The 23,323-nt window shown below is 46.4% G+C and carries 24 protein-coding genes and 3 rRNA genes (1 of these 27 only partly in view); 13 read left to right on the top strand and 14 right to left on the bottom strand.

The window, feature by feature from the left end; all coding sequences use genetic code 11:
- Positions 1 to 131 precede the first annotated feature (131 nt).
- The 5 genes from OAG1_RS00265 (at position 132) to OAG1_RS00245 (ending at position 4,886) form a co-directional block, all read left to right on the top strand.
- Positions 132 to 734: a TetR/AcrR family transcriptional regulator gene (locus tag OAG1_RS00265; RefSeq protein ID WP_338622985.1), complete on the top strand. Its 603-nt coding sequence runs from the start codon at positions 132 to 134 to the stop codon at positions 732 to 734.
- 41 nt (positions 735 to 775) lie between these two features.
- Positions 776 to 1,603 (top strand): hypothetical protein, encoded by an 828-nt coding sequence (locus OAG1_RS00260; protein ID WP_338622983.1) that lies wholly within the window; start codon positions 776 to 778, stop codon positions 1,601 to 1,603.
- Positions 1,604 to 1,622: 19 nt separating this feature from the next.
- On the top strand, positions 1,623 to 2,642 hold the full coding sequence (locus OAG1_RS00255) for a Gfo/Idh/MocA family oxidoreductase (protein WP_338622980.1): 1,020 nt from the start codon (positions 1,623 to 1,625) through the stop codon (positions 2,640 to 2,642).
- A 63-nt stretch (positions 2,643 to 2,705) separates the two neighbouring features.
- Positions 2,706 to 3,419 (top strand): sulfite exporter TauE/SafE family protein, encoded by a 714-nt coding sequence (locus tag OAG1_RS00250; RefSeq protein ID WP_338622978.1) that lies wholly within the window; start codon positions 2,706 to 2,708, stop codon positions 3,417 to 3,419.
- A gap of 108 nt (positions 3,420 to 3,527) precedes the next feature.
- On the top strand, positions 3,528 to 4,886 hold the full coding sequence (locus OAG1_RS00245) for an MATE family efflux transporter (RefSeq protein ID WP_016403838.1): 1,359 nt from the start codon (positions 3,528 to 3,530) through the stop codon (positions 4,884 to 4,886).
- Positions 4,887 to 4,897: 11 nt separating this feature from the next.
- Here the strand turns inward: OAG1_RS00245 and OAG1_RS00240 are convergent, their stop codons facing one another.
- The 4 genes from OAG1_RS00240 to OAG1_RS00225 form a co-directional block, all read right to left on the bottom strand.
- Positions 4,898 to 5,209 (bottom strand): DUF3301 domain-containing protein, encoded by a 312-nt coding sequence (locus tag OAG1_RS00240; RefSeq protein WP_152783992.1) that lies wholly within the window; start codon positions 5,207 to 5,209, stop codon positions 4,898 to 4,900.
- Positions 5,210 to 5,284: 75 nt separating this feature from the next.
- On the bottom strand, positions 5,285 to 5,704 hold the full coding sequence (locus OAG1_RS00235; protein ID WP_016403840.1) for a secondary thiamine-phosphate synthase enzyme YjbQ: 420 nt from the start codon (positions 5,702 to 5,704) through the stop codon (positions 5,285 to 5,287).
- 78 nt (positions 5,705 to 5,782) lie between these two features.
- Complete coding sequence (locus tag OAG1_RS00230; RefSeq protein ID WP_338622974.1) at positions 5,783 to 7,366, bottom strand: GMC family oxidoreductase; 1,584 nt, start codon at positions 7,364 to 7,366, stop codon at positions 5,783 to 5,785.
- Positions 7,359 to 7,889, bottom strand: coding sequence for a hypothetical protein (locus tag OAG1_RS00225; RefSeq protein WP_338622972.1), 531 nt, complete (start codon positions 7,887 to 7,889; stop codon positions 7,359 to 7,361). The genes OAG1_RS00230 and OAG1_RS00225 overlap by 8 nt, the downstream gene beginning before the upstream one ends.
- Before the next feature lie 278 nt (positions 7,890 to 8,167).
- Here OAG1_RS00225 and OAG1_RS00220 point away from each other — a divergent pair, with 278 nt between their 5' ends.
- Entirely contained in the window at positions 8,168 to 8,803 is a 636-nt protein-coding gene (locus tag OAG1_RS00220) for a TetR family transcriptional regulator (RefSeq protein WP_338622970.1), read from the top strand.
- Here OAG1_RS00220 and OAG1_RS00215 read toward each other — a convergent pair.
- The gene (locus OAG1_RS00215; protein WP_338622968.1) at positions 8,784 to 9,692 is read right to left on the bottom strand and encodes a LysR substrate-binding domain-containing protein; all 909 of its coding nucleotides are present in this window, start codon (positions 9,690 to 9,692) and stop codon (positions 8,784 to 8,786) included. The two genes, OAG1_RS00220 and OAG1_RS00215, sit on opposite strands and share 20 nt — an antisense overlap.
- A 112-nt stretch (positions 9,693 to 9,804) precedes the next feature.
- Between OAG1_RS00215 and OAG1_RS00210 the strand changes: the two genes are divergently transcribed.
- Both OAG1_RS00210 and OAG1_RS00205 read left to right on the top strand, forming a co-directional pair.
- Entirely contained in the window at positions 9,805 to 10,710 is a 906-nt protein-coding gene (locus OAG1_RS00210) for a DMT family transporter (RefSeq protein WP_152784000.1), read from the top strand.
- A 212-nt stretch (positions 10,711 to 10,922) separates the two neighbouring features.
- Positions 10,923 to 11,693 (top strand): transporter substrate-binding domain-containing protein, encoded by a 771-nt coding sequence (locus tag OAG1_RS00205; RefSeq protein WP_338622965.1) that lies wholly within the window; start codon positions 10,923 to 10,925, stop codon positions 11,691 to 11,693.
- A 36-nt stretch (positions 11,694 to 11,729) separates the two neighbouring features.
- Here OAG1_RS00205 and OAG1_RS00200 read toward each other — a convergent pair whose 3' ends face one another.
- Together OAG1_RS00200 and OAG1_RS00195 are read right to left on the bottom strand one after the other, a co-directional pair.
- Positions 11,730 to 12,062 carry a GIY-YIG nuclease family protein gene (locus tag OAG1_RS00200; protein WP_338622963.1) on the bottom strand — a complete coding sequence of 111 codons (333 nt, stop codon included), beginning with the start codon at positions 12,060 to 12,062 and terminating at the stop codon, positions 11,730 to 11,732.
- The gene (locus OAG1_RS00195; RefSeq protein ID WP_152784006.1) at positions 12,062 to 12,931 is read right to left on the bottom strand and encodes a TIM44-like domain-containing protein; all 870 of its coding nucleotides are present in this window, start codon (positions 12,929 to 12,931) and stop codon (positions 12,062 to 12,064) included. The genes OAG1_RS00200 and OAG1_RS00195 overlap by 1 nt, the downstream gene beginning before the upstream one ends.
- Before the next feature lie 327 nt (positions 12,932 to 13,258).
- Here OAG1_RS00195 and OAG1_RS00190 point away from each other — a divergent pair, with 327 nt between their 5' ends.
- The gene (locus tag OAG1_RS00190; protein WP_016403850.1) at positions 13,259 to 13,957 is read left to right on the top strand and encodes an AAA family ATPase; all 699 of its coding nucleotides are present in this window, start codon (positions 13,259 to 13,261) and stop codon (positions 13,955 to 13,957) included.
- Complete coding sequence (locus tag OAG1_RS00185) at positions 13,917 to 14,237, top strand: ribbon-helix-helix domain-containing protein (RefSeq protein WP_152784009.1); 321 nt, start codon at positions 13,917 to 13,919, stop codon at positions 14,235 to 14,237. The genes OAG1_RS00190 and OAG1_RS00185 overlap by 41 nt, the downstream gene beginning before the upstream one ends.
- Positions 14,238 to 14,258: 21 nt before the next feature.
- Here the strand turns inward: OAG1_RS00185 and OAG1_RS00180 are convergent, their stop codons facing one another.
- Positions 14,259 to 14,573: an MGMT family protein gene (locus OAG1_RS00180; protein WP_016403852.1), complete on the bottom strand. Its 315-nt coding sequence runs from the start codon at positions 14,571 to 14,573 to the stop codon at positions 14,259 to 14,261.
- A gap of 5 nt (positions 14,574 to 14,578) precedes the next feature.
- A complete protein-coding gene (locus OAG1_RS00175; protein ID WP_338622961.1) occupies positions 14,579 to 14,980 on the bottom strand; it encodes an SMI1/KNR4 family protein in 402 nt (133 codons plus the stop codon).
- A 92-nt stretch (positions 14,981 to 15,072) separates the two neighbouring features.
- Between OAG1_RS00175 and OAG1_RS00170 the strand changes: the two genes are divergently transcribed.
- On the top strand, positions 15,073 to 15,726 hold the full coding sequence (locus tag OAG1_RS00170) for a dienelactone hydrolase family protein (RefSeq protein ID WP_338622959.1): 654 nt from the start codon (positions 15,073 to 15,075) through the stop codon (positions 15,724 to 15,726).
- Here OAG1_RS00170 and OAG1_RS00165 read toward each other — a convergent pair.
- Positions 15,718 to 16,635, bottom strand: coding sequence for a LysR family transcriptional regulator (locus tag OAG1_RS00165; protein WP_338622957.1), 918 nt, complete (start codon positions 16,633 to 16,635; stop codon positions 15,718 to 15,720). The two genes, OAG1_RS00170 and OAG1_RS00165, sit on opposite strands and share 9 nt — an antisense overlap.
- Positions 16,636 to 16,738: 103 nt before the next feature.
- Between OAG1_RS00165 and OAG1_RS00160 the strand changes: the two genes are divergently transcribed.
- Together OAG1_RS00160 and OAG1_RS00155 are read left to right on the top strand one after the other, a co-directional pair.
- Entirely contained in the window at positions 16,739 to 18,082 is a 1,344-nt protein-coding gene (locus OAG1_RS00160) for an aspartate aminotransferase family protein (protein ID WP_338622955.1), read from the top strand.
- A gap of 18 nt (positions 18,083 to 18,100) precedes the next feature.
- A complete protein-coding gene (locus OAG1_RS00155; protein WP_338622953.1) occupies positions 18,101 to 19,591 on the top strand; it encodes a CoA-acylating methylmalonate-semialdehyde dehydrogenase in 1,491 nt (496 codons plus the stop codon).
- Positions 19,592 to 19,649: 58 nt separating this feature from the next.
- On the opposite strand, the gene pssA is transcribed toward OAG1_RS00155, so the two are convergent.
- From pssA to OAG1_RS00135, 4 genes are all read right to left on the bottom strand, one after another.
- On the bottom strand, positions 19,650 to 21,122 hold the full coding sequence (gene pssA / locus OAG1_RS00150; protein WP_338622951.1) for a CDP-diacylglycerol--serine O-phosphatidyltransferase: 1,473 nt from the start codon (positions 21,120 to 21,122) through the stop codon (positions 19,650 to 19,652).
- Positions 21,123 to 21,165: 43 nt separating this feature from the next.
- Positions 21,166 to 21,281: ribosomal RNA gene (gene rrf, locus OAG1_RS00145) — 5S ribosomal RNA — on the bottom strand.
- A gap of 100 nt (positions 21,282 to 21,381) precedes the next feature.
- Positions 21,382 to 21,497: ribosomal RNA gene (gene rrf, locus OAG1_RS00140) — 5S ribosomal RNA — on the bottom strand.
- A gap of 111 nt (positions 21,498 to 21,608) precedes the next feature.
- Positions 21,609 to 23,323, bottom strand: a 23S ribosomal RNA gene (locus tag OAG1_RS00135); it runs 1,175 nt beyond the window's last position.

Genomic DNA, 23,323 nt, shown 5'->3' with positions numbered 1-23,323 from the left:
TGTGGCTGTTATTGCGAACCTGCAGGTGACATTTCAATGAACAATCAGCGGCAATTTGTTAGCCCATGTATTTACTAAATTTGTTAGAATCAGCCAACAGCAATTCCGCTTAAATTAATTTTTCCTGAACAATGACTCTTAGCCAAAAAAAACGCGCTCAAATCATCAATGCAGCTATCACTGAATTTAAGGCTAGTGGCTATGCCGCCACCAGCATGGATCGCGTTGCTCAAACGGCTCAGGTAAGTAAACGCACAGTTTATAACCACTTTCCCAGTAAACAGGCTTTGTTTATTGGCATTGTTAGCATGATGCTAGATTTGATTTCTGCAGCCACTAAAATGGACTATTCCAGTCAACTGAGTTTGGCAGAGCAGCTGCAGCAACTGGCGCAAAAAGAATTAAGGTTATTTGCCGATCCCGAGTTTATCGACCTTGCTCGATTAGTGATTGCCGAAGCGATTCATATGCCGGAGCAAATGGTTGCAACCATGCAACATATGGCTACCTTAGAAAACAGCATCAATTATTGGTTTGAATGTGCCATTAAAGACGGACGCATCCAAAGTGAAAACCCTAGTTTGGTGAGCAGTCAGTTTTTATCGATGTTAAAAGGCCGCTGTTTTTGGCCACAAATTATCAACCGCATGCCAATGCCAAGCGCTGACGAACAAGCAGAACTTGTAGAAAGCTGCATTGCCATGTTCTTAAGTTATTACCAGCCTAAGCCATAAAAGCTGCGGTTTTTTATCGATGTCGCCAAGGTGGGCACAGCATGTTTAAAGTTATTGGTTTAATCGCCCTATTAATGATTGGCACCCTGGTCGGCTTGGTGATGTTTCCACCGCCAAGTAGTGAGTTTCAAGATAGTCCTTTAGCAAAGCACAGCGTAAAACCGCAGTTAGTAGCGCAACTAAACGGCATACCAAATGCGGCCAGCCTTTTGTGGCTGCCAAAACAACAGCACTGGTTAATTGGCACGCTGGCACCGCAAACCGTGTTAGTCACTGGTTCTGCAAAACTGGCTTACCTTAACCCGCAGCTCACCGAAGCCAGACTAGAAGAGTTACCCGCCAGTGGCGATATCGCCGACTTAGTCTTGTTAGATGATCATCTAGTGGGTATTTCCAGCGATGCACGCTTATTGTATTTTGAGCTAGCCGAGCAAAGCTGGAAGTTTGTAGATAAGCGCAAATGGTTACGTGACGGCTTACATCATAAAACAGCAGGTTTGATCTGGGATCCACAAGCTCAACTTCTTTATACCTGCGAACGCGAAGGCCTAAAACGCTGTTATCGCGGCAACCGCGACGGTCAACAACAACAAAGCTTTGAGCTGAGCCGCACAGGCCAGCAAGATCAGCTCTCTCAATATCAATTAGGCAGCATGACTTTGCATCAAGGTAGTTGGTTTGTGCTCAGCTCTCGATACAGTAGCCTATTGGAAATTGAGCCACAATCTGGGGAAGTGCTGCAGGTAATAGCATTGGAACAAGCCGATACCGCGCAAGCCATTGCTAGCGACGGCGAGCAACTTTGGTTACTTTCGGTCATACGCCAGCAACCTGAGGCGGTTAAGCTAGCAACAATTCCTTTGCCTTAAGCCCATTATAGGAGCACGCATGTTAAACGTTGGTATTATTGGATTTGGTTTATCTGGTCGAGTATTTCACGGCCCATTGATTAGCGCCCATCAGCAGCTGAACGTATTTGCCATCGCAAGCTCTCGCAAGCAAGAGATTGCCGATGCTTACCCCAAGGCATTATGTTTGGACAGCGATACACTGATCAATCACCCCAACATTGATATTGTCGTTATCGCCAGCCCCAACTCGCTGCATGCAGAGCAAGCCGAACAAGCCATGCTAGCCGGCAAACATGTAATCGTTGAAAAACCCTTGGCCATAACCAGCGAACAATGTCTGCAACTGCAACAAATCGCAGACCAAACCGGTAAGTGTTTAAGCGTGTTTCATAATCGCCGCTGGGACAGTGACTTTTTAACTATCTCTCAGCTGCTTGCTAGCCAAAGCCTTGGTCGTATTCATAGTTATTCCGCCCATTTTCACCGCTATCGCCCGGTAGTGAAACAACGCTGGAAGGAACTCGACCCTCAAGGCGGTGGAGTGCTCTACGATTTGGGCGCTCACCTTATCGACCAAGTACTTAGCTTATTTGGTAAGCCAGACAAACTATGGGCTCATCTGGATACTCAGCGTGACGGGGCGGTAACACCTGACAGCTTTGACCTACAGCTGATTTATCCCGACAAAAAAGTACAGCTTAGCTGTAATTCCTTAATGGTTGAGCCGGGTCCACGCTTTCAGATACATGGTAGTAAAGGCTCCTACGCTAAATGGGGCATGGATCCTCAAGAGCAGCAACTTGCAGCGGGCTTGTCGGCTAATGCAGCCATATTTGGCCAAGACAATAATCGCAGCGAAATTCACTTAGCAGGCCAAGCCTTGTTGCATAAGTCATTAATTAAAGGTAATTATTTGGCATTTTATGATAACTTTGTAAATGCAGTGACTAAGGGTGAACCGCTTGCTGTAAGTGCTCAGCAAGCCAGCGAAGTAATTGCCTTAATCGAACTAGCTACTCTTAGCCACCAGCAACAAACGATATATTCGCTTAATTAGGCGAATAGCTTTTATCAACGACCCACTTTGCTTAGCCAAGGCTTGGGTGAGTGAGGTGGCAAAGTGATTACACTGTTAGCCTGTTTACTGGTGTTAAGCGGTGCATTTGTGCAATACACCATAGGTTTTGGCCTAGCGGTAATTGCTGCGCCGTTATTGTTCCAACTCTCCCCTGTTTATGTACCAGGTCCCATGGTTGTGGTTGCGCTGGTAGTGGCAAGCTTAAGTGCCATTGAATACCGACACAGCATTGCATTTGGTGGCTTAAAAGCGGCGATTATCGGCCGCATCCCTGGCTCTATTGCGGGCGGACTTTTATTACTGTGGGCCGACCTAGCAAGTTTGTCTTTTTGGTTAGGTTTGTCGGTAATTATCGCCGTAGCCATTAGCTTGTTTCCTATTCGTATCGCTCCCACACCTAGGCGCATGGCAATAGCCGGATTCATTTCTGGTTTTATGGGAACGAGCAGCTCAATTGGCGGACCACCAATGGCCTTGCTATTACAACATCAGCAAGCCAGCTATTTACGAGCAAATCTGTCGGCTTTTTTTGTTGCTAGCTGCTTTATGTCGCTCATCGTGCAAACGTCGGTAGGATTTATGTCGCTAACGCATTTATCTGCGACTCTGCCTTTAATTCCTGCTGCGCTGTTAGGGGCTTTTCTGGGGCGACGCTACGGCAAACGCTTTCCACAGCAATGGATTCGTACATTTTCTTTAAGTTTATGTGCCATTTCTGGTGTTAGTGCCATGCTAAGTTATTTTTTAATGTCTTAGTAAAACGCTGCTTATTTCAACAGAATTTGATCTATCAACTTAATTTGTAATACAAAACCACATATACTACTGATTATCCTAAATTGATTGCTATAACTAGAGACTGTTGTGCCGAGCCAATCCTACCTTAAAAAGAATATCGCCTTAGCTTGGCCGCTCGCCTTAAACGGCCTATTAATGCAATCAATGTTGATGGTAGACACCTTATTGGTGTCTCCTCTGGGCGAGATCCCTCTAGCTGCTATGGGTATAGCGGCGACCCTGGTGGCCTTTATCATGGGCATTCAAATGGCCTTGGCCAACGGCTCACAATTAGTACTTAGTCGAGCAATAGGTTCGGGCAATAAGCAAGCCATTGCCAAAGGTTTTTGGTCTGGTTTAGCGATCAACGTGACTGTAGCGATAATCTTTTGGTTAGTATTGCACCTTGGTGACCAAGCCATTGTTGGCGCGCTCGCCGATGACATCGCGCTACAGCAACAAATTATTAGCTACTTAGCCATTTCTAAATACTTGGTGCTATTTACCGCCGTTACCCAAGTGATGATCGCCCTGCTCAACAGCCAAGGAAAAAGCAAAATTCCGCTGCAAGGCTACCTCATCGAAATGCCAATCAACGCCTTGCTATCTTACTTACTCATTCATGGCTGGGGTGAGTTTTCGGGCATGGGAGTAGAGGGCGCAGCCTTGGGTAGCTTAATAGCTATCGTTATCCGCATGAGCTATTTAAGTTTATGTTTAAAAGCCGATCAAAGCCTACAGCTAAGTTTAAATCAGTCGATGCCAGCCTTGTTTAATAGCATTCGACTTCATAGCAAGGAAATCTTCCCGGTAGCGGTGAACGTTACCATCCTGCAAATTGGTATTAGCGTTTATCAGCTGCTGTACTCCCAGCTCAACATTAACGCTTACGTGGCGATTACTTTGGTGATGCCTTGGCTTAGGGCCGGCACCCAGTTTATTGCCGCTTGGGCACACTCTTCTGCGATCAGTATTAGCCAAGCCATTGGTTCAAGAAAGCTCGATGACTTAAGCGCAAATGTGAACAAAAGTATTGATGTTTCTGTAGCAATATCGGTGATTTGTGCGCTGTTATTTGCCGGGCTTAGTTTTATGCTGCCAAATATCTACCCCGATTTAGATGCCGAAACCTATCAAGCGCTTAGTCTCATCGCACCTTTGTATATCTTTTTACCGATAGTGAGGGGTTACAATACCGTGCATGGACATGCCTTACGCGCTTTAGGTAAAACCACCAGCGTGTTTAAAATCAACTTTATAGGGCAATGGCTAATCTCTATTCCATTGTGCGCACTGCTGATTCTTTATTTTGAGGTATCTATCTTTTGGGCCTTTGCTATTCAGCCCTTTGAAGAAATAGTAAAAGCCCTACCTTTTAGGCAGCTAGCACGTAAATCTTTGAAAGAGTTTGATAGCAATAAAGCAGAAACGCTGATGTATGATTAGTAGGGCTTAGCCTACCCCTCATACAAATCATCACCCACGCGGTAAACGGGTAACTCAAATTTGTATTGGCTGCCAGCCATAATCAATTGGCCTTGATAACGGCTGTCGCCAGTGGAAGAAAATTCAAACTGGTAGTAACGACACCAGCGCCAGTAGCCTGCCATTTTCTGCGGCTTTTCTTGCTTAAAATTTACTTCAAGCAGCTGTAGTTCTAGCGTCTTACATTTTTGTTTGATTAAGTGTTGAGCACGCTCAGCGTCTTTTCGGCGACGCCAAAAGAACATCACAATAAAGGTGAGCAGAAATATAGCTAACAGATCCATGGCGCCAACTTAGATAAAGACTTTGCTTAAGATATTGGGACGGTATTGTGAATAACAAGTAAAGCTATACAAGGACTATTCACCGGAGATGGTAGCGATAATTTGCCGATTACCACCTTGATTGCGATGCTCACCAAGATAAATGCCCTGCCATATTCCCAATGCCAACTCACCTCGGTTAATCGGCAGGGTTAATTCGGCGCCTAGCATGCTGCTTTTAATATGAGCAGGCATGTCGTCGGCGCCTTCGTAGGTGTGCTCAAAATAGGGGGCATTTTCCGGTACCATTTTGTTTAGATGAGCGTCTAAATCGGCTCGAACACTGGGATCTGCATTTTCATTCAAGCTTAAGCTGGCACTGGTATGCTGCAATAACAGGTGGCACAAGCCCACTTTAAAATCTTGCAGCTCAGGTAACTGCAAAATCAATTCTTCGGTAATTAGATGAAAGCCGCGCGGTCGCGCCTTTAACCTTACCAAACGTTGTAACCACATGAAGCTAGGCCTTTTTTAATCTTTATTTAAGACTAGCAGTGGCTAGCTTGGTTTGTAAACGCTTTGCTTAAGCAAAGCCTAAGCTTGTAGGCGTTTTGCCAGCAATTCGGCATTTCTTAAAGCCATAGCATAAATACTGAGTTGCGGATTAGCTCCTAGGCTAGTAGGAAACACCGAGCCATCAATCACACTTAAGCCATCCAGCCAGCGATAATTACCCTCTTCATCTACTAAGGATGTTTGTTCTTCGCCTCCCATAGCACAGCCTCCCATCACATGCGCTGACGCTAAACGCGTAGCCAAGGCCAGCATTGGCAATTGCTCAATCATAGCCTTGGCCTGCGGCCATGAACTCACTAGCCTGCTTTGTTCATGCAAGGGAAATACTTGTTTAGCGCCTGCAGCAAACTGCAACTCAGCCATGCTCAATAACGCCCGACGCGCTCCGCGCCACACAAAGTCACTAATTGGATAATCCAGCACAGGACTTCCATCATCGCGAAGCTGCACCTGTCCGCCAATACTTTGCTCATTAAAGCCGTCGCGCAGTAGGGCAATGGTGACTTGCAGATGGTTAATCTGCTGCATCATGTCACTATGAAACTGACCAAAGCCGCTAATTTTGGTGGCCAAAAGAATAGGATGTACCGGAGGTACTTCCAGTTTGTAGCCACACTCTCCTTCACTGCCTTCTCGCCATACAAAGTGATCAGAATACACCGATTGCGGTGCGCCTTGATGACTGTTTACCGCTTGCTCAAACACCGCCCCACTCATCACACTTGGGTGCAAAAAAGTTCGTTTGCCCACTAGCTGATAAGGATCTGGAACCTTGGAGCGTAACAGCACAGCAGGACTACCAATAGCACCTGCCGACAACACGACCTGGCGCGCTTTAATCTTAATACTCGCGCTATGTAAGCGCTGCGAAGTATTTAAAGCCTGCAATTGCACACCGGTGATAGCACCTTTATCGAAATGCAAAGTTTGCACTCGAAACCGACTTAACAAGGTAGCGCCAGCACTGAGCGCAGCTGGAATTGTTGTTACTAACATCGACTGCTTAGCGTTGGTTGGACAACCCATGCCACAGTAACCTAAGTCCCAACACTGTTTTACATTGCGAGGTATCGCTTGATAAGACCACGCTAAAGCCTCGCAGCCTTTCGCCAATAAAGCATTGTTTTGATTTGTTTGCAGCCAAGGGCTAATGCCCAACATTTGTTCTGCCTTAACAAAGTAAGGCGCAAGGCTTTTCGAATTTACCTGCTTAAAACCCCAGCGCTGTTGCCAATGCTGCAACGTGAGCTCTGGAGTACGCAAAGAGGTGGTCCAATTCACCGTGGTTGAGCCGCCCACACAACGCCCTTGGAAGATGCTAATGGCTTTATCTTTGGTTTTTCGTGCAGCCGATTCTTGGTATAAGTCGGGGTAAGCGCTGCGCTCTTGCATCTTAAAATCTTGGCTGCTTTTGAGTGGCCCCTCATCAACGACCATCACTTTAAGCCCTGCCTGGCTAAGCACTTGCGCACTGATCCCGCCACCTGCGCCACTGCCAACAATTAGTACGTCACAATCTAGCTCTTGCTTTCCTTGTTGGCTGGCTCCATCGATATGTTGCCAGCCCGATGCTAGGCCCTCAACAATAATATCTTTAATCATTCACTAAGCCCCTAGCTTGCACTGGCAGATGATAAGCTAATTCTGGCCATGCTGTTGGATCACCGTACCAAGCGGCAGTAATCAGTTCATGTAAGCCTTGATAGGCTTGTCGTAATAGCTGTAGATAGTGCTGCTGCCATTGCTGTAACAACAATAAGCGCTGCGCTATCGATAACTCACTAAGTTGGGCCGCACCGGCACTTAGCAATAACCAACCTCCACGAGAGGCCAATATCTCTAGTAGTTGATTTAACTCAGCTTGGGTATGGGGTTCTAGAATGCTGAACGCTTGATCGATATTGGCCAGCACATGTTGCTTTCGCGCTACATCATCGCTAGCCACTGCACCTTCTAAGAAAGCAGGAATTAAGTACCAAAACACCTGTTGGTATTGCGGCTTTAAAGTAAGCTTTGGCATAGGTTTAAAATCTATGGAAGCAGGGCTCACCAGCCATGCTCCTCCACTAACTAGCGCAGCAGTAGCAATACTGTATTTTAACAATGAACGGCGACTGAGTTTCACTTGGCTCCCTGCCCTAGGACTTAAATTAAGATACCACTGGTAACTTATATAGACCTCACCACTTCTAAACACAAGTTTCCATGAGTAACTTATTTAAAGTTTGGATCAAAGCTCGCAAAACTTAGGTTTATTTATCGCCAAACTTGGCGGTATTATCACTTAATAATAGAACGCTACAGTAAACCTGCTCTCTCCCATAAGAGATTTGCCAAGAGCTAAGCAATTGCTAAATAGCTTTTAGCGCAATTAGTGACTAAGGTTTACCTATCAAGAGCTTAATGAATACCATTGTGAATACAGCTATTAAAAAACGCGCCATCAGCCCTGAACAAAAGCAATTACGCCGCCAACAGATACTCAGCACCGCTAAATTAGCCTTAGGCGAACATGGCTACGAACAGGTAGTACTTAGCCAACTTGCCGAACAACTAGAGCTATCAAAGCCGGCTTTGTATCGTTACTTTGCCAACAAAGAAAGCTTGTTTATGGCACTTTACTTAGAAGAGGCTAAACAGCTATTACTAGGGCTAGAGCGTTTGTCTCAGCAAAATCTAAAACCTAGAGTATTAGCCGAGACCATTGCCGCTCAACCTACCTTTTGTTACCTCTCGGCCATTTTGCATACGGTATTAGAAAAACAAGAGAACATTGAACAAGCCATCAGCTTTAAACGAGAGCTCAAAACCATGGCCGAACAACTAGCCAAGTTGTTTTTACATTGGTCGCCTCAGCTAAGCCAACAACAAGCCCTCACTAAAGTGATGTTTCTTTATCAAGCTGTTATTGGTTGTTGGCATACCAGCCACCCTTCGTCGACCATGCAGCAAGTGATGCAAAACGAGGAGTTTGAAATTTTACGTTTAGACTTTGTCGACAGCTTAAGTTTACTGTTAGTTAAACTTCTAGCGGACTAGCTGCCGTTTCTATCAGCCAATCGGCCACTGCGCGTAAGCCTTGGTCGCGGCTGCGAGCTTGTTTATAACAAAGGTAGAAGTCGTAACCGGTATATACCGAAGAAACCGGTAGATCGACTAAACTACCCTCGCGAATGTCTTTTTCCACCATAAAATCGCTCACTAGCGCAATGCCTTGACCAGTTGCTGCGGCTTCTAAGGCGAGTACTTGGTGGCTAAAACTATGGAAGCCTTGATTGCTTGGCAGCGATATCCCCAAACCCTTAGACCACACCGCCCAATCCCCGCCTGGTTGCTGAGCATCTTCATCTAAGTCACAAGACAACAAGGGGAATTGTGGGAGTTCTTGCCGCCAGTTATTTTGGTCGATTTCTTGATAAAAGCTGGGCGAACATACCGCCACCAACCGTTCTTTGTGCAATAAATGGCTCACATAACCAGGAGCTGAATCAGCAAAACAAATGAACAAGTCACCAGTAGCGCTAGACAAAACCGGCTCCTCGGTAATCATTTGCAAGCGTAAATCAATTTCTGGATTACGTGCCCTAAAGCTTGGAAGCAAGGGTATCAAACGTTTTAAGGCAAATGAGCTGTAAGCAGTAAGCCTAAGTTGCGCAACCCCCTCACCTTTTACTTGCCGAGTAATGTGGCTTAGTTCATTTAAGATACGCTCTACTTCGCTAAAGTAGCTGCGCCCAGCCTCACTAAGTTGTAGTTGGCGGCCAACTTTAATCAGCAAAGGCTCGGCTAAATACTCTTCTAGCAAGCGCAAACGGTGGCTTATCGCGCTTTGGCTAATGCCTAATTCTTCGCCTGCTTTGGCGACACTTTGATTTCGCGCTACAGCCTCAAAGGCAATTAAGGCATTAAGTGGAGGTAGAGTTCGCATGCAAATACATTAAATTTATTCATGTGTTTTTAATTATTATCATTTTTTTAATGTTTAACAAGCTTCTACACTGCTGCTTCACCTATTAGCCATTAATTAACGGGAGGCAGCTATGCGTAACAACTCAACCTTTATTGCCATCCTCATTTTAGTGGTTGCTAATCAGATCGCAGTGCTGTCTGACGCACTGATGAAAGTAGCCGGAGAACAAGCCTCAGTATTTGAAATACTGCTATATCGCCAACTCAGCACGCTATTATTGTTATTGCCTTTATTTTTGCTCACCAAGCAAAAACTGCCAGCAAAACCCTTAGTGCATGTAGTTCGTGGGCATTTATGGTTAGCGGGCTCTGGCTGCATGGTGGTAGCCTTAATAGCGCTGCCGCTAGCCACCGCTAATGCGCTATTTTACGCCGCACCCATTATGATGTTGCCACTAGGCATGTGGTTACACAAAAGCCCAGTAAACCGAACTCAGGTGGCTGCCGCATTCATCGGCTTTATCGGCGTACTGGTAATTATTCGCCCCACCGAATTTAACTGGGGAGCTATCGCAGCTTTAGGCACGGCGCTTACACTTGCCTTAAGCAACCTAACGGTAAAGTACATTCCCAAACAAGAATCGGTAGTCACCAGCTTATTTTGGACCAACCTAATGGTTGTCCCGGCCACGCTAACTCTGGCTTGGCCACACTTGCACGGCTTTAATTGGTCACTGCTTTACCTTGCAGGCGGAAGTAGCTTATTCATTTTGTTTTTGCACGCCGGTTCCGTCATTGCCTATAAGTCGGCTAACGCCAACAGCATTGCTAGCGCCGAATACACCGGATTGATTGGTGCAGCAATCTTTGGCTGGTTATTTTTTAGTGAAATGCCCGACTGGTTAACCTGGCTTGGCGCGGCTCTAATTGTGGTTCCTTTGGTATTGCAAAGCCCCTTACCTAAGCAACTCGCCCTATGGAAAAAACAGTTAAGCCAGAAGCGCGTAAAGCGTTCTGCGTCAGACACTGGCCTATAAGCTTAGGCCAGCAAGCTTGTGCCTAAGCAGCTTTAAATCTCGAAGAAAAGCTTTTACTGTCAACTTAGCTAAACAGCACTATAGAATTAACCGCTAAGGTGCCTTAGGTAAATCAGTACAATCCATCAATAAATCAGCATAATACACTGCATTAACTAGCTGTATTGAGATTATGCAATGCTTACTATCGTCACCCTTGATTTAAGCTCGCCTTGTTAGCCTACAAAAACACCTTAACCACCTTACTGTTGCTGGTACTTAGCTTGCCGAGCGCAGCTAGCCAAGCGGAGCCTCTGCGTTTGGCCGCTGATCGCTGGTGCCCTTTTAACTGCCAAGCAAGCAGTCGCTCACCGGGTTACATCATCGAGATTGCACAGCAGATTTTTGCGCCCGATTATCAAGTAAGCCTGGTTGAGATGCCTTGGTCACGCGCGCTGCGTCATACTCAAAAAGGTGTTTATCAAGCGGTGGTAGGGGCGCTCGCCGGCGAAGCCGAAGGTTTTGTTTACCCTAGGTTAGCCATTGGTAAAGCCCAGCAAGTACTAGTGATGCGTAGCGATAGCAATTGGCAGTATCAAGGCGTTCCTTCACTGGAAGACCTGACGATAGCGGTGATTGCTGATTATGACTACAACGATGAACTTGACGCCTATATTAGTGCTCATCAACATCGACGTAACTTAGTGGTTGTTCGCAGTGAACAGGCACTGGAGCGTATGCATAAGCTGCTGATGGAACGCAAAATTGATGGCTACGTCGAAGATAAAAGTGTAGTGAATTATTACACCCACCAACGGGGAGATAATAACAACATTCGCTTCGCCACAAGCTTTAGTACCGAGCCAGTGTACATTGCGTTTTCTCCGGCTAATCCACAAAGCCCGGCTTTAGCTCATCGCTTAAGCGAAGGCATACAAGGTTTAAGAAACAGCGGAGAGTTAGCCAAAATTTTACAACGCTATGGACTTAGCGACTGGCAATAACATTGATGTTTAGAGCTTAAGTTAACTCTTAGTAACTTAAGCTTTGGAGCTTGATTCTGGCAACACGCTTTGCCAATCTATTTCTCCCTGCACCAAGCGTTCCTTAGCGGCTTTTGGTAATTGTTTAATGGCATACTCTAAGCGCATCGCCTGCTGCTTAGAGGCTAAGCATTGTTGATACACCAACTGTAGCGGACCTTTTCCTCGTAGGGCTTTGGCACCTTTTACACCACCTTGTTGGTGCTCAGTAAAACGGCGCGCTACATCGGTAGTCACGCCGGTATACAAATGCTGTTGTTTGGTTCTAATAATATACAAAAACCACTCACTAGCAGCTTGTTTAACTACTAGTGAGTCATCACCAGACATTACGCTTCTATGCCAACAATCAACCACGGTGAATTAGCTTGATCGAGTTTGCGCTCTAAGTGCCACACTTCGGCAACATCGCTTTCTTGGCCGCTAACCTCATCACGTGTTTTACCGGTGAACTTAACGCTTACTTCGGCATTTAACATTGAGTGATCAGCACGAACTAGTTCGGCATCAATAAATACAACACTACTATTTATTTCTTCAGAACCGTATGAGCGACGCTCTTCAGCTAGGGCGTTATAAAGTTCAATGCTCAAGTATTCTTGCATCACCTCTAGCTTGTTGTCATTCCAAGCGCGCTGCAGAGTATCAAAGTGACCACGAGCGCCTTCTAAAAAGGCATTCGCGTCAAAACCTGCTGGCGGATTAAACGGCACGTCGTCTTCGCCTCCGCTAGCAAGTTGACTAGCACTAGCAAAGCCACCTTGTTGCCACTGTTGCTCTGCCTGAGGGCCTTGATAAGCCTGCGCGGGTTGGTGATTCATTGCCGCTGCCTTTTGTTGGTTGAGGCCACGTAAGAAACGCACCGCCACAAAGGCAATTAAAGCAAATAACAATATATCCATCATCTGTAGGCCTTCAAAGGCCCCGCCGCCAAGCAAAGCAGCAAACAAACCGCCGGCTAATAAGCCGCCTAACAATCCACCCATCATCCCTGAGCGACGGCCAGTATTTGCGGCAGTACCATTGTTTTGGTTCTGCTGCTGATTGGCCTGTTGATTAGTTTGGCTTGGTTGTTTTTTAAAGGTAGGTTGGCTTTTGCCCCAAGACTTACCTCCACCAAAGCGTTTGGCCTCTGCGTCGGGGGTAATAATCAATACCGCCATCACCAACGCCATAACACTCATCAATTTTTTTAACATGCGCTCCGCCTTCTAAGGAGTAATTCAGCGATAAGCAGTGTAACTAGCTTGCAGCGAGGTTCAAGTGAAAACTATCTCAAGGACTAAGCAAGCTGAAGCACTACGACTTTAGTATTGATGTAAAACTTTTGTTACAGCTAGATTCAGCTTGTTCAATAGCCACTAATATATATTAAATTCAATAACTTAAACACATTTACAAACACTCAAAACAATTAGGGTTATTGCTTTGATTATTTTTTCGCCTAAGCTGGTGGAGTCGGCTAAAAAACAATAATTCCGCCGACATAGACACTTACAAAAGACCAAAACAAAAAGGACTTAGCCATGATACTTCTCGTTGGCGGTGAAAAGGGGGGCAGTGGAAAAAGCTGTCTGGCCCAAAACTTGGCGGTGTATTTGAAACAACGCTTTAATACCGAAATTCTCTTGGTTGATTGCGATCCACAGCGTACTAGCTCCGATTGGGTGCAAGCACGTAACGAGCAAGAAGACCTTCCAACTATTAACTGCGTGCAACTGTACGGCAACATTCGCAACGACTTACTTAGCCTACAAAATCGCTTCGACTTTGTGGTAGTAGATTGCGGAGGGCAAGATAGCAAAGCCCTACGCTCGAGTATGGCGGTTGCCACCCACGCTATAGTTCCACTACGCCCAAAGCGGCGTGACATAAAAACCCTGCCCCATTTAGAAGAGTTAGTTAACACCTGTAAAGCGGTAAACTTTCATTTAAAAGAAGCAGTTGTACTCACCCAATGCCCTTCGTTGCCAAGCCAATACAAGCGTATTGAAGAGGCCAAAGAGGTATGCAGAACCTACGGTTTAAATGTGCTAGACGCCATCACCTTTAATCGCAATATCTATGACGATAGCGAAGAGCGTGGCTACACGGTGTTGGAGCTTGAGCCGGAAGGAAAAGCAGCCCAAGAAATCCGCAATATTGCTGAAGAATTTATAGTATGTGAGCAAGGAGCGGCAGATCATGGCATTGCACGATCTCAAGAAAAAGCCTCGGGCTTCTAAACCGAAACAGTTTTGCGATGTAGATAGCTTTATTGCGCAAGCCGAGCTGTACGCTCGTGGCTGCGAAAATGTGGTGCACTTGCCGATACAAGCTAGGCGCAATGCATCTAAGCAGCCAGCAAAAAATGCCACGTTTAGCTTAAACCAAGCGGTAATTGCCGAGTTAGATCAAATAAAGCAAAAAACCGGTTTGTCTAAGTCTTACTTGGTACGAGCATTGACTCATCACTTAGCAGGCTTAGAAGAACCCAAACAACAGGCTATATTAAAGCCCAAATAGCCTTAAGCTACTTAAAGTAACTTAATCACCCAGCCAAAGGTGCTGGGTGAGAGGCACTTTGTTATTGCGAAAGATAATCCCTTCATCCTCAAGACGCTGACGCTGACATTGATATTGCGGAGAGCCTTCTGGGAAGGAAATCATGCCTTTAGCATTAATCACTCTATGCCATGGTAAATTGGAATCTTCGGGTAAGGTTTTTAAGCAACGCCCTACTGCACGCGCCATTCGAGGATAACCAGCCATTTCGGCAACCCCGCCATAAGTGGCCACCTTCCCTTCTGGAATATGCCCAATCACCAACCAAAACTTAGCGAGGTAGTCTTGTTGATCCATGCTGTTTAGCTTTGCATCCAAACTTCACTAGCCCAATCCCAGATGGTATCCCACTCTGGTACTAGATCTTCTTGGCCTTGCCAGTAGCCAATTTCACCTTCTTGGCTAATGAAGTAGAAGTTGTCACCATTTTGGCAAATAGGAATAAACTCACGCGGTAAACCTAAGCTCCATGCGGTAGCCGCTACCTCTGGCAAATAAGTATGTAAGTAAGGGTCGCTAATGGTTACAGGCTCTAAGCTACCACAGATAACATTACTCACGGTAAGTTGGAAAGCACGCAGATCACTAGGCATGGGAATTAAGATAAGTTCTTCAACTTCAACTAATTGCGCTTCTGTTGGTAGCTCACTAGGATAGGAGCCAGACTGATCGGCAGCTCTAATTTCATCGATTAATTCTTGCATGCTTGTCTCTCCGCGGCATTGGCATACAATGCCTGTTGCTAAAACTGGTGCACAGCTTACCTAGAAGACTCTCAATCAGCAAAGGAATATCCATGCCACTTCACGCTATAACTGTAGAACCCGAGCAAGCTGCTCGCCATTGTATTATTTGGCTACATGGCTTAGGCGCAGGACCAGAAGATTTTGTACCTTTAGCTAAGCAACTAAAGCTGCCTGATGAAGCAGCAGTGCGCTTTATCTTTCCAGCAGCGCCCGAGCGCGCCGTTACAGTTAACGCTGGCTACTTTATGCCCGCTTGGTACGACATACTGGCGTTTTCACCGCAGCGTAAAATTAATCAACAGCACTTAGAACAAGTAAGCCAAGAAATTAGCCAGCTAATTGAGCAACAACTTGCTCAAGGCATCCCCAGTAAAAACATTATTTTGGCCGGTTTCTCTCAAGGCGGTGCGGTGGCGTATCACTGTGCATTAAACCTAAAGCATGCCTTAGGTGGTGTGTTGTGTATGTCTACTTACTTAGTCAATGAAAGCCTGCCTAAACAGCACTTCCAAGCTAATACGCCGATCCTCATCCAGCATGGCCGACAAGACGATGTAGTTGCCCCAAGCTTAGGTGAGCAAGCCTATCAGCAACTATCAGCTTTAGGCTACCAAGCGGAATTTAGCCTATTTGATATGGCGCACAGTGTATCGCCGAGCCAAATAAAGGCGATTAAAGCCTGGATAGGTGCCCGTTTAAACTAAGTGATGGGCTTGCTTTAAGCACTCTAGGAAACAAGCCAATATCCGTGAGGGTTTGGGTGATATACGATTTACCGCTAAAAACGGACAGTCATAGCTAAACACCTCACCACCAATGGCTCTAATCAGCCCTTGCTCCACAAAACTACGTGCATAATGGTCGGGCAAATAAGCCAAATAACTGCCCGACAACAATAAAGTTGCGACTGCCTCTTGGTCGTAAGCAGTGGCGTGTCGCTTAAAGCCTTTTTGCTGAGAAGTATCCATATTAGGTGAGTTGTGGCCAAGGCCTGCATATTTTTGACTAACTATCTCTTGCTCGCTAATCGTAATATCACTGCGTTTAAACAAGGGGTGGTGATAGCCACAATACAGAGACATTTTTTCATCAAATAGCCACTGATAGGCCAAACTGGCAGATTGACGCGGCCCCGGCACCACACCAACATGATAACGCCCTTCTATCACTCCACTTTCGATCACCGATAAGGTTTCTACGTATAAATCTAAACTAACCTTGGGTGCTCGTTGATCGAATAGCTGCAATGCTTGGGAGATTTTAGCTTCTTGGTTGGTGACGGTTTTATCGAACAAGGCAATGGCTAGGTTACCGGTCATTTCTTTGTGTAAGCCTTGAACGTCTGCGCGAAACTCATCTAAGGCGCCCATCAAACGCAAGCTAGATTGATAGATATGTTGCCCTTCGGCACTTAGCACAAACCCAGCTCGCCCTCGCTGGCATAAGGTAACCCCAAGGCGGATCTCCAAATCCTTAACATGTCGGCTAATGGTTGAGCGACCAATATTGAGTTCGACTTCGGCTGCCGAAATACCTCCACACTCCACCACCACCCTAAAAACTTTTAACAGGCGTAAATCAATGTCACTAAGTTGGCCTAAAATTTTCTGCATTATGTTTCATCCTTATGAAACTTTAGATTCAAAGATACATATTTATGTAACTTAAAACCAGCATTAGGCTAAACCTAGCGTAAAGCTTTGCTAGGAGAAGCAAATGGCCACATTGCAAGATATGGGAATTACTCAAAATCAACTTGATAGCCACTGGATGGCTTATTCAGGTAATCGCCAGTTCAAACAAGATCCACGAATGATTTGCCAAGCTAAGGGCAAATATTACTTCGACGCCGACGGCCGAAAAATATTTGATGGTTTGTCAGGCCTGTGGACTTGCGGCTTGGGACATGGCCGCCAAGAAATAGTAGATGCCATTGCCCAACAGGCCAGCCAGCTTGATTACTCACCCGCTTTTCAGTTTGGTCACCCAAAATCATTTCAGCTGGCAGAGCGAATTACCGAGTTTATGCCAGAGGGCTTAAACCGAGTATTTTTCACTGGTTCAGGTTCTGAGTCTGCCGATACCTCACTAAAAATCGCTCGTGCTTATTGGCGCAAAAAAGGCCTTGCCAGTAAAACCAAATTGATTGGCCGCGGCAAAGGCTATCACGGGGTAAACTTTGGCGGCATATCAGTGGGTGGCATAGGCCCAAATCGCGCCATATTTGGTGCCGGGGTAGATAGCGCCCACATGCGCCATACGGTATTGCCAGAAAATGCTTTTACTAAAGGCCAACCAAGCCAAGGCGCTGAACTCGCCAATGACTTAATTGACTTAATCGCCATGCATGATGCTTCCAATATAGCAGCGGTGATTGTTGAGCCTATGGCCGGCAGTGCTGGGGTAATTCCGCCGCCTATTGGCTACTTAAAACGTTTACGTGAGATTTGCGACCAGCACCAAATTTTATTGATTTTCGATGAGGTGATTTGTGCTTTTGGCCGCTTAGGTTACAAAACCGGAGCAGAGGCCTGCGGCGTTACACCAGACATCATTAACATGGCCAAGCAGCTCACCAATGGGGTCATTCCTATGGGAGCAGTGGCCTGCAAGCAAGAAATTTACGACACCTTTATGGACGAAGGTGGTCCAAACTACATGTTAGAGCTGCCCCACGGCTATACCTACTCAGCTCACCCTATTGCTTGTGCCGCAGCACTTGCCTCCTTGGACTTATTAGAAAAAGAACATATGTTCGAGCAAGTAAGGGAAATGAGCCCAATACTTGAACATGCTGCGCATCAGCTGGGACAGTTGGATTTAGTAAGCGATGTAAGAAACATGGGCTTAGCCGCAGGCTTAAGCCTTGTTCATGCACCCGGTGAGCCGGCACTTAATCCGTTTTTGGTGGCCCAACAAATGTGGCAAAAAGGATACTACGTGCGCTATGGCGCCGACACCATACAAATAGCGCCTCCGTTTAACGTAAGCGCAGCAGAAATCGACAGCCTATTTAATGCCTTAGGCGACTCCATCAATCAACTATCAGGCCAAGCCTAAGCCTATAAGGAAAGCTTTATGTCTATCATCGGTCATTTAATTAACGGCGAAAGCCACAACGAGTATACACGCTCACAAGAAGTGTATAACCCTTCTACCGGTCAAGTTGCTAGCCAAGTTGCCTTGGCTGACAAAACTACGGTTGAGCAAGCCATAAGCGCCGCTCAGCAAGCTTTTCCCGCTTGGCGAGATACGCCAGTGGCAAAACGTGCCCAAATTATGTTTCGCTACAAAACCTTGCTGGAAGAGAATGCCGAGCGCATTTGTGAACTGGTAGGCCAACAGCACGGAAAAATCGTCCATGACGCTATGGGCGAGCTTACCCGTGGCATTGAAAATGTTGAATACGCCTGTGCTGCACCCGAGGTACTTAAAGGAGAACATTCGCGCAACGTTGGCCCAGGCATAGACTCATGGAGTGAATTCCAAGCCTTGGGAGTAGTAGCTGGGATTACCCCATTCAATTTCCCTGTGATGGTGCCTATGTGGATGTTCCCCATGGCACTTATGTGCGGTAATAGCTTTGTATTAAAACCCTCTGAGCGAGATCCGTCGGCGACAATGCTAATTGCCGAACTCCTTCATCAAGCAGGATTACCGGCAGGTGTATTTAATGTAGTGAATGGCGATAAAGAAGCCGTCGATACCTTACTTACCGACCCGCGTGTTGCAGCAGTAAGCTTTGTAGGTTCTACCCCAATCGCCGAGTACATTTACAGCACCGCTACCGCCAATGGTAAGCGCTGCCAGGCCTTAGGCGGGGCAAAAAATCACGCCATCATCATGCCTGATGCCGATTTAGATAACGCTGTAAACTCTCTACTTGGCGCAGCTTTTGGCTCCTCAGGTGAACGTTGTATGGCCTTATCGGTTGCGGTTGCCGTAGGTGACGAAATTGCCGACAAGCTGGTAGATGGTTTAACTCAGCAAATGCAGAACCTAAAGGTTGGTGCCTACTCAGATAAAGAAAACGACTTTGGCCCCCTAATTAGTGCCGAGCAGCGAGACAAAGTTGAAATGTACATCAGTAGTGCTGAAGCTGACGGCGCCACCGTAGTTGTAGATGGTCGCAATACTCAAGTAGCGGGCTACCCTGATGGCTTCTACGTTGGTGGAACCCTAGTCGACCATGTCACCGAAACAATGAAAGCCTACCAAGAAGAGATTTTTGGACCGGTGTTGTGTGTGGTTCGAGTGGATAGCATGGAACAAGGTATGCAGCTAATTAACAAGCACCAGTTTGGTAATGGTACTTGCCTTTATACCCGTGATGGAGAGGCAGCACGTTACTTCTCAGACAATATTCAGGTTGGAATGGTAGGTATCAACATCCCTCTGCCTGTGCCAGTTTCTTATCATAGTTTTGGTGGTTGGAAGCGTTCTTTATTTGGTGATTTACACGCCTACGGCCCAGATGCTGTGCGCTTTTATACTAAACGTAAAACCATTACCCAGCGTTGGCCATCAGCGTCGGTACGCGAAGGGGTAAATTTCTCGTTCCCTAGCTAATGGGCTTATTTGTCTTACTAGCCCAGCTTAAGGCTGGGCTAAGCAGGTAGACAGCTACCTATAAGATTTGTTTTAACAAACGGTCCGCGCGCACTCTGTTTATTCGTTTTAGCAAGCGCTTCACTGGCAAGGGGTAATTAGCCAGGCTGTCTAAATCTGCTACGCAATGCACTAACTTAGTGTGAGCCAATATATTATTCAGCTCGACCTGCTTTTGCTCACTCAATAATCCTTTCGGGTCATCAATCAATAAGCCATTCTCTAAATCCAAGTTCCAAGCGCGTGGATTCAAGTTATTACCGGTTAATAAGCTATAGCGCTCATCGACCCACAAACCTTTTACATGAAAGCTATTATCTTGATGCGACCACAAATGAATACTTAACAAACCACTATTTATGTATTTTAGCTGGCGTTTAACAAACTTAGACAAATTCAGTTCGTACAGATAAGGTAGCGCATGGATAACCTTAAAGTTTTCATCTGGCTTGCTGTAAAAGTCGCTTGCGGTTTTATCGCCAACAATCAGCTTTACTTTCACACCATTTTTTAAAGCTTTGCTAATTTCCCTAGACAAGCTACCTGGAGGATTAAAATACGGCGTGCATAAGGTTATTTGATGGCTGGCTTTTATGATCAGCTGGCGAATGGTTTTATTGAGTAAATTTTGGCGACGCCCCAAACCCAGTAAAGGTGTGATGCCAACTTCAGATTCCTCACATTGCTGAGGATAGTAAGAGTATTGCTCACGTTGCAATGACAAGCGTAAACGACGAATAGCAGGCTTTAGCGAACGAGTAGTCACCGGCTCATTGGTCGATAAGCTAGACACTGCTTCGCTATTCACTAGGTACTGCTCTACATAGTCAACCATCGCATTAGCTAGGCGAGCATTATCAATCAAGTGGTAACGATCAAAGCGGTAGCGCTGTTGCTGCGCTAAATAGATATTGTTAATACTGGCACCGCTATACACTACCGTATCATCAATAATGCTACCTTTTAAATGCAGTACGCCAAACAATTCGCGATTACTCACAGGCACACCGTAGAAGGTAATAAGGCCTGGGTAACGTTGTTCATACTCACGGTACATCGCAGCGTTACCCTCGGCCTGCTCATCGCCAATCAAACCACGTTGAGCACGATGCCAATCAACTAAGACAACAACTTCTAGCTCTGGGTTACGCTGTTTAGCAGCATACAGGCCTTCCATTATGCTGCGGCCAGCTTGATCATCTTCAAGGTAAAGCGCAACGATATAAATCCGAGACTTAGCCTCAGCTATCTGCTCTAACAAGGCAAGGCGATACTCTTCTGCACTCAGCAAGGTTTTAAACTGCAGTGGATCTTGCGCAATTTTGGGAAGAGACTGTAACGATGCGTTACGAGAAAAACGTGGAGTCATTAATATAGATTCTTGATTACTAGCACTATGCTTGGCTAATTGTAACAAAGGATCAGCTTGGCCACTAAGAAAGCTATCAACAAAGCGTAAAATTGCTGCTAGCTCCACACAACTATGGCGCACAAAGAAAAAGGGCTTCCCATTGGGAAGCCCTTTACTATTTGGAGCCTAGCAGTGACCTACTTTCACATGGGGAAGCCCCACACTATCATCGGCGCAGTTGCGTTTCACTTCTGAGTTCGGCATGGGATCAGGTGGGTCCACAACGCTATTGCCACTAGGCAAAAACTTTTACATTGTTCACTCAAGCTAGTTGGCGAGGCCAAAATTTCCTTAGCTAGAGTAAAAAGCCCTCGTCATTAGACGAGGGCTTAGTATGAGAGCCTGGCGGTGACCTACTTTCACATGGGGAAGCCCCACACTATCATCGGCGCAGTTGCGTTTCACTTCTGAGTTCGGCATGGAGTCAGGTGGGTCCACAACGCTATTGCCACCAGGCAAAAACTGTTGTCTTTAACATTCGAAAAAGCTGAAATATCTCATGAGCACTAACAAGTATTCATGGTTTCTAAAATAAAGTATCTATAAGCAACACCCTTTAGGTGTTGTATGGTTAAGCCTCACGGGTAATTAGTACAAGTTAGCTCAATGCCTCACAGCACTTACACACCTTGCCTATCAACGTTGTAGTCTCCAACGGCCCTTCAGAGGACTTAAAGTCCTAGTGAGAATTAATCTCGAGGCCTGCTTCCCGCTTAGATGCTTTCAGCGGTTATCAGTTCCGAACGTAGCTACTGGGCAATGCTATTGGCATAACAACCCAAACACCAGCGGTTCGTCCACTCCGGTCCTCTCGTACTAGGAGCAGCTCCCCTCAATTCTCAAACGCCCACGGCAGATAGGGACCGAACTGTCTCACGACGTTCTAAACCCAGCTCGCGTACCACTTTAAATGGCGAACAGCCATACCCTTGGGACCGACTTCAGCCCCAGGATGTGATGAGCCGACATCGAGGTGCCAAACACCGCCGTCGATATGAACTCTTGGGCGGTATCAGCCTGTTATCCCCGGAGTACCTTTTATCCGTTGAGCGATGGCCCTTCCATACAGAACCACCGGATCACTATGACCTACTTTCGTACCTGCTCGACGTGTCTGTCTCGCAGTTAAGCTGGCTTATGCCATTGCACTAACCGTATGATGTCCGACCATACTTAGCCAACCTTCGTGCTCCTCCGTTACTCTTTGGGAGGAGACCGCCCCAGTCAAACTACCCACCAGACACTGTCCGCAATCCCGATAAGGGACCAACGTTAGAACATCAACACTACAAGGGTGGTATTTCAAGGTCGGCTCCACGTCATCTAGCGACAACGCTTCAAAGCCTCCCACCTATCCTACACATGTAGGGTCAATGTTCAGTGTCAAGCTGTAGTAAAGGTTCACGGGGTCTTTCCGTCTAGCCGCGGGTACACCGCATCTTCACGGCAATTTCAATTTCACTGAGTCTCGGGTGGAGACAGCTTGGCCATCATTACGCCATTCGTGCAGGTCGGAACTTACCCGACAAGGAATTTCGCTACCTTAGGACCGTTATAGTTACGGCCGCCGTTTACCGGGGCTTCGATCAATAGCTTCGCGCGAACGCTAACCACATCAATTAACCTTCCGGCACCGGGCAGGCGTCACACCGTATACGTCATCTTTCGATTTAGCACAGTGCTGTGTTTTTAATAAACAGTTGCAGCCAACTGGTATCTGCGACTCTCAGCAGCTTAGGGAGCAAGTCCCATCACCATCAAGAGCGTACCTTCTCCCGAAGTTACGGTACCATTTTGCCTAGTTCCTTCACCCGAGTTCTCTCAAGCGCCTTGGTATTCTCTACCCAACCACCTGTGTCGGTTTGGGGTACGGTTTCGTATAATCTGAAGCTTAGAGACTTTTCCTGGAAGCAGGGCATCAACCACTTCGTGTCCGTAGACACTCGTCATCAACTCTCAGCGTAATGTAAACCCGGATTTGCCTAAGTTTACCGCCTACTGCCTTTCACGTGGACAACCATCGCCACGCTGGCCTAGCCTTCTCCGTCCTCCCATCGCAATTATACGAAGTACAGGAATATTAACCTGTTTCCCATCGACTACACTTTTCAGTCTCGCCTTAGGGGCCGACTCACCCTGCCCTGATTAACATTGGACAGGAAACCTTGGTCTTTCGGCGAGGGGGCTTTTCACCCCCTTTATCGTTACTCATGTCAACATTCGCACTTCTGATACCTCCAGCAAACCTTACGATTCACCTTCAACGGCTTACAGAACGCTCC

It is taken from the genome of Agarivorans sp. OAG1 (assembly GCF_037076485.1).
GTDB lineage: Bacteria > Pseudomonadota > Gammaproteobacteria > Enterobacterales > Celerinatantimonadaceae > Agarivorans > Agarivorans albus.
This window is presented reverse-complemented; position numbering and strand designations above follow the sequence as displayed.

Coding starts and splice junctions, on each gene's coding strand:
- OAG1_RS00155 (WP_338622953.1), top strand. CDS start 18,101: ATGTCTATCATCGGTCATTTAATTAACGGCGAAAGCCACAACGAGTAT.
- OAG1_RS00160 (WP_338622955.1), top strand. CDS start 16,739: ATGGCCACATTGCAAGATATGGGAATTACTCAAAATCAACTTGATAGC.
- OAG1_RS00220 (WP_338622970.1), top strand. CDS start 8,168: ATGAATACCATTGTGAATACAGCTATTAAAAAACGCGCCATCAGCCCT.
- OAG1_RS00265 (WP_338622985.1), top strand. CDS start 132: ATGACTCTTAGCCAAAAAAAACGCGCTCAAATCATCAATGCAGCTATC.
- OAG1_RS00210 (WP_152784000.1), top strand. CDS start 9,805: ATGCGTAACAACTCAACCTTTATTGCCATCCTCATTTTAGTGGTTGCT.
- OAG1_RS00185 (WP_152784009.1), top strand. CDS start 13,917: ATGGCATTGCACGATCTCAAGAAAAAGCCTCGGGCTTCTAAACCGAAA.
- OAG1_RS00170 (WP_338622959.1), top strand. CDS start 15,073: ATGCCACTTCACGCTATAACTGTAGAACCCGAGCAAGCTGCTCGCCAT.
- OAG1_RS00230 (WP_338622974.1), bottom strand. CDS start 7,366: ATGATTAAAGATATTATTGTTGAGGGCCTAGCATCGGGCTGGCAACAT.
- OAG1_RS00180 (WP_016403852.1), bottom strand. CDS start 14,573: ATGGATCAACAAGACTACCTCGCTAAGTTTTGGTTGGTGATTGGGCAT.
- OAG1_RS00165 (WP_338622957.1), bottom strand. CDS start 16,635: ATGCAGAAAATTTTAGGCCAACTTAGTGACATTGATTTACGCCTGTTA.
- OAG1_RS00215 (WP_338622968.1), bottom strand. CDS start 9,692: ATGCGAACTCTACCTCCACTTAATGCCTTAATTGCCTTTGAGGCTGTA.
- OAG1_RS00255 (WP_338622980.1), top strand. CDS start 1,623: ATGTTAAACGTTGGTATTATTGGATTTGGTTTATCTGGTCGAGTATTT.
- OAG1_RS00200 (WP_338622963.1), bottom strand. CDS start 12,062: ATGTCTGGTGATGACTCACTAGTAGTTAAACAAGCTGCTAGTGAGTGG.
- OAG1_RS00260 (WP_338622983.1), top strand. CDS start 776: ATGTTTAAAGTTATTGGTTTAATCGCCCTATTAATGATTGGCACCCTG.
- OAG1_RS00235 (WP_016403840.1), bottom strand. CDS start 5,704: ATGTGGTTACAACGTTTGGTAAGGTTAAAGGCGCGACCGCGCGGCTTT.
- OAG1_RS00190 (WP_016403850.1), top strand. CDS start 13,259: ATGATACTTCTCGTTGGCGGTGAAAAGGGGGGCAGTGGAAAAAGCTGT.
- OAG1_RS00195 (WP_152784006.1), bottom strand. CDS start 12,931: ATGTTAAAAAAATTGATGAGTGTTATGGCGTTGGTGATGGCGGTATTG.
- OAG1_RS00240 (WP_152783992.1), bottom strand. CDS start 5,209: ATGGATCTGTTAGCTATATTTCTGCTCACCTTTATTGTGATGTTCTTT.
- OAG1_RS00175 (WP_338622961.1), bottom strand. CDS start 14,980: ATGCAAGAATTAATCGATGAAATTAGAGCTGCCGATCAGTCTGGCTCC.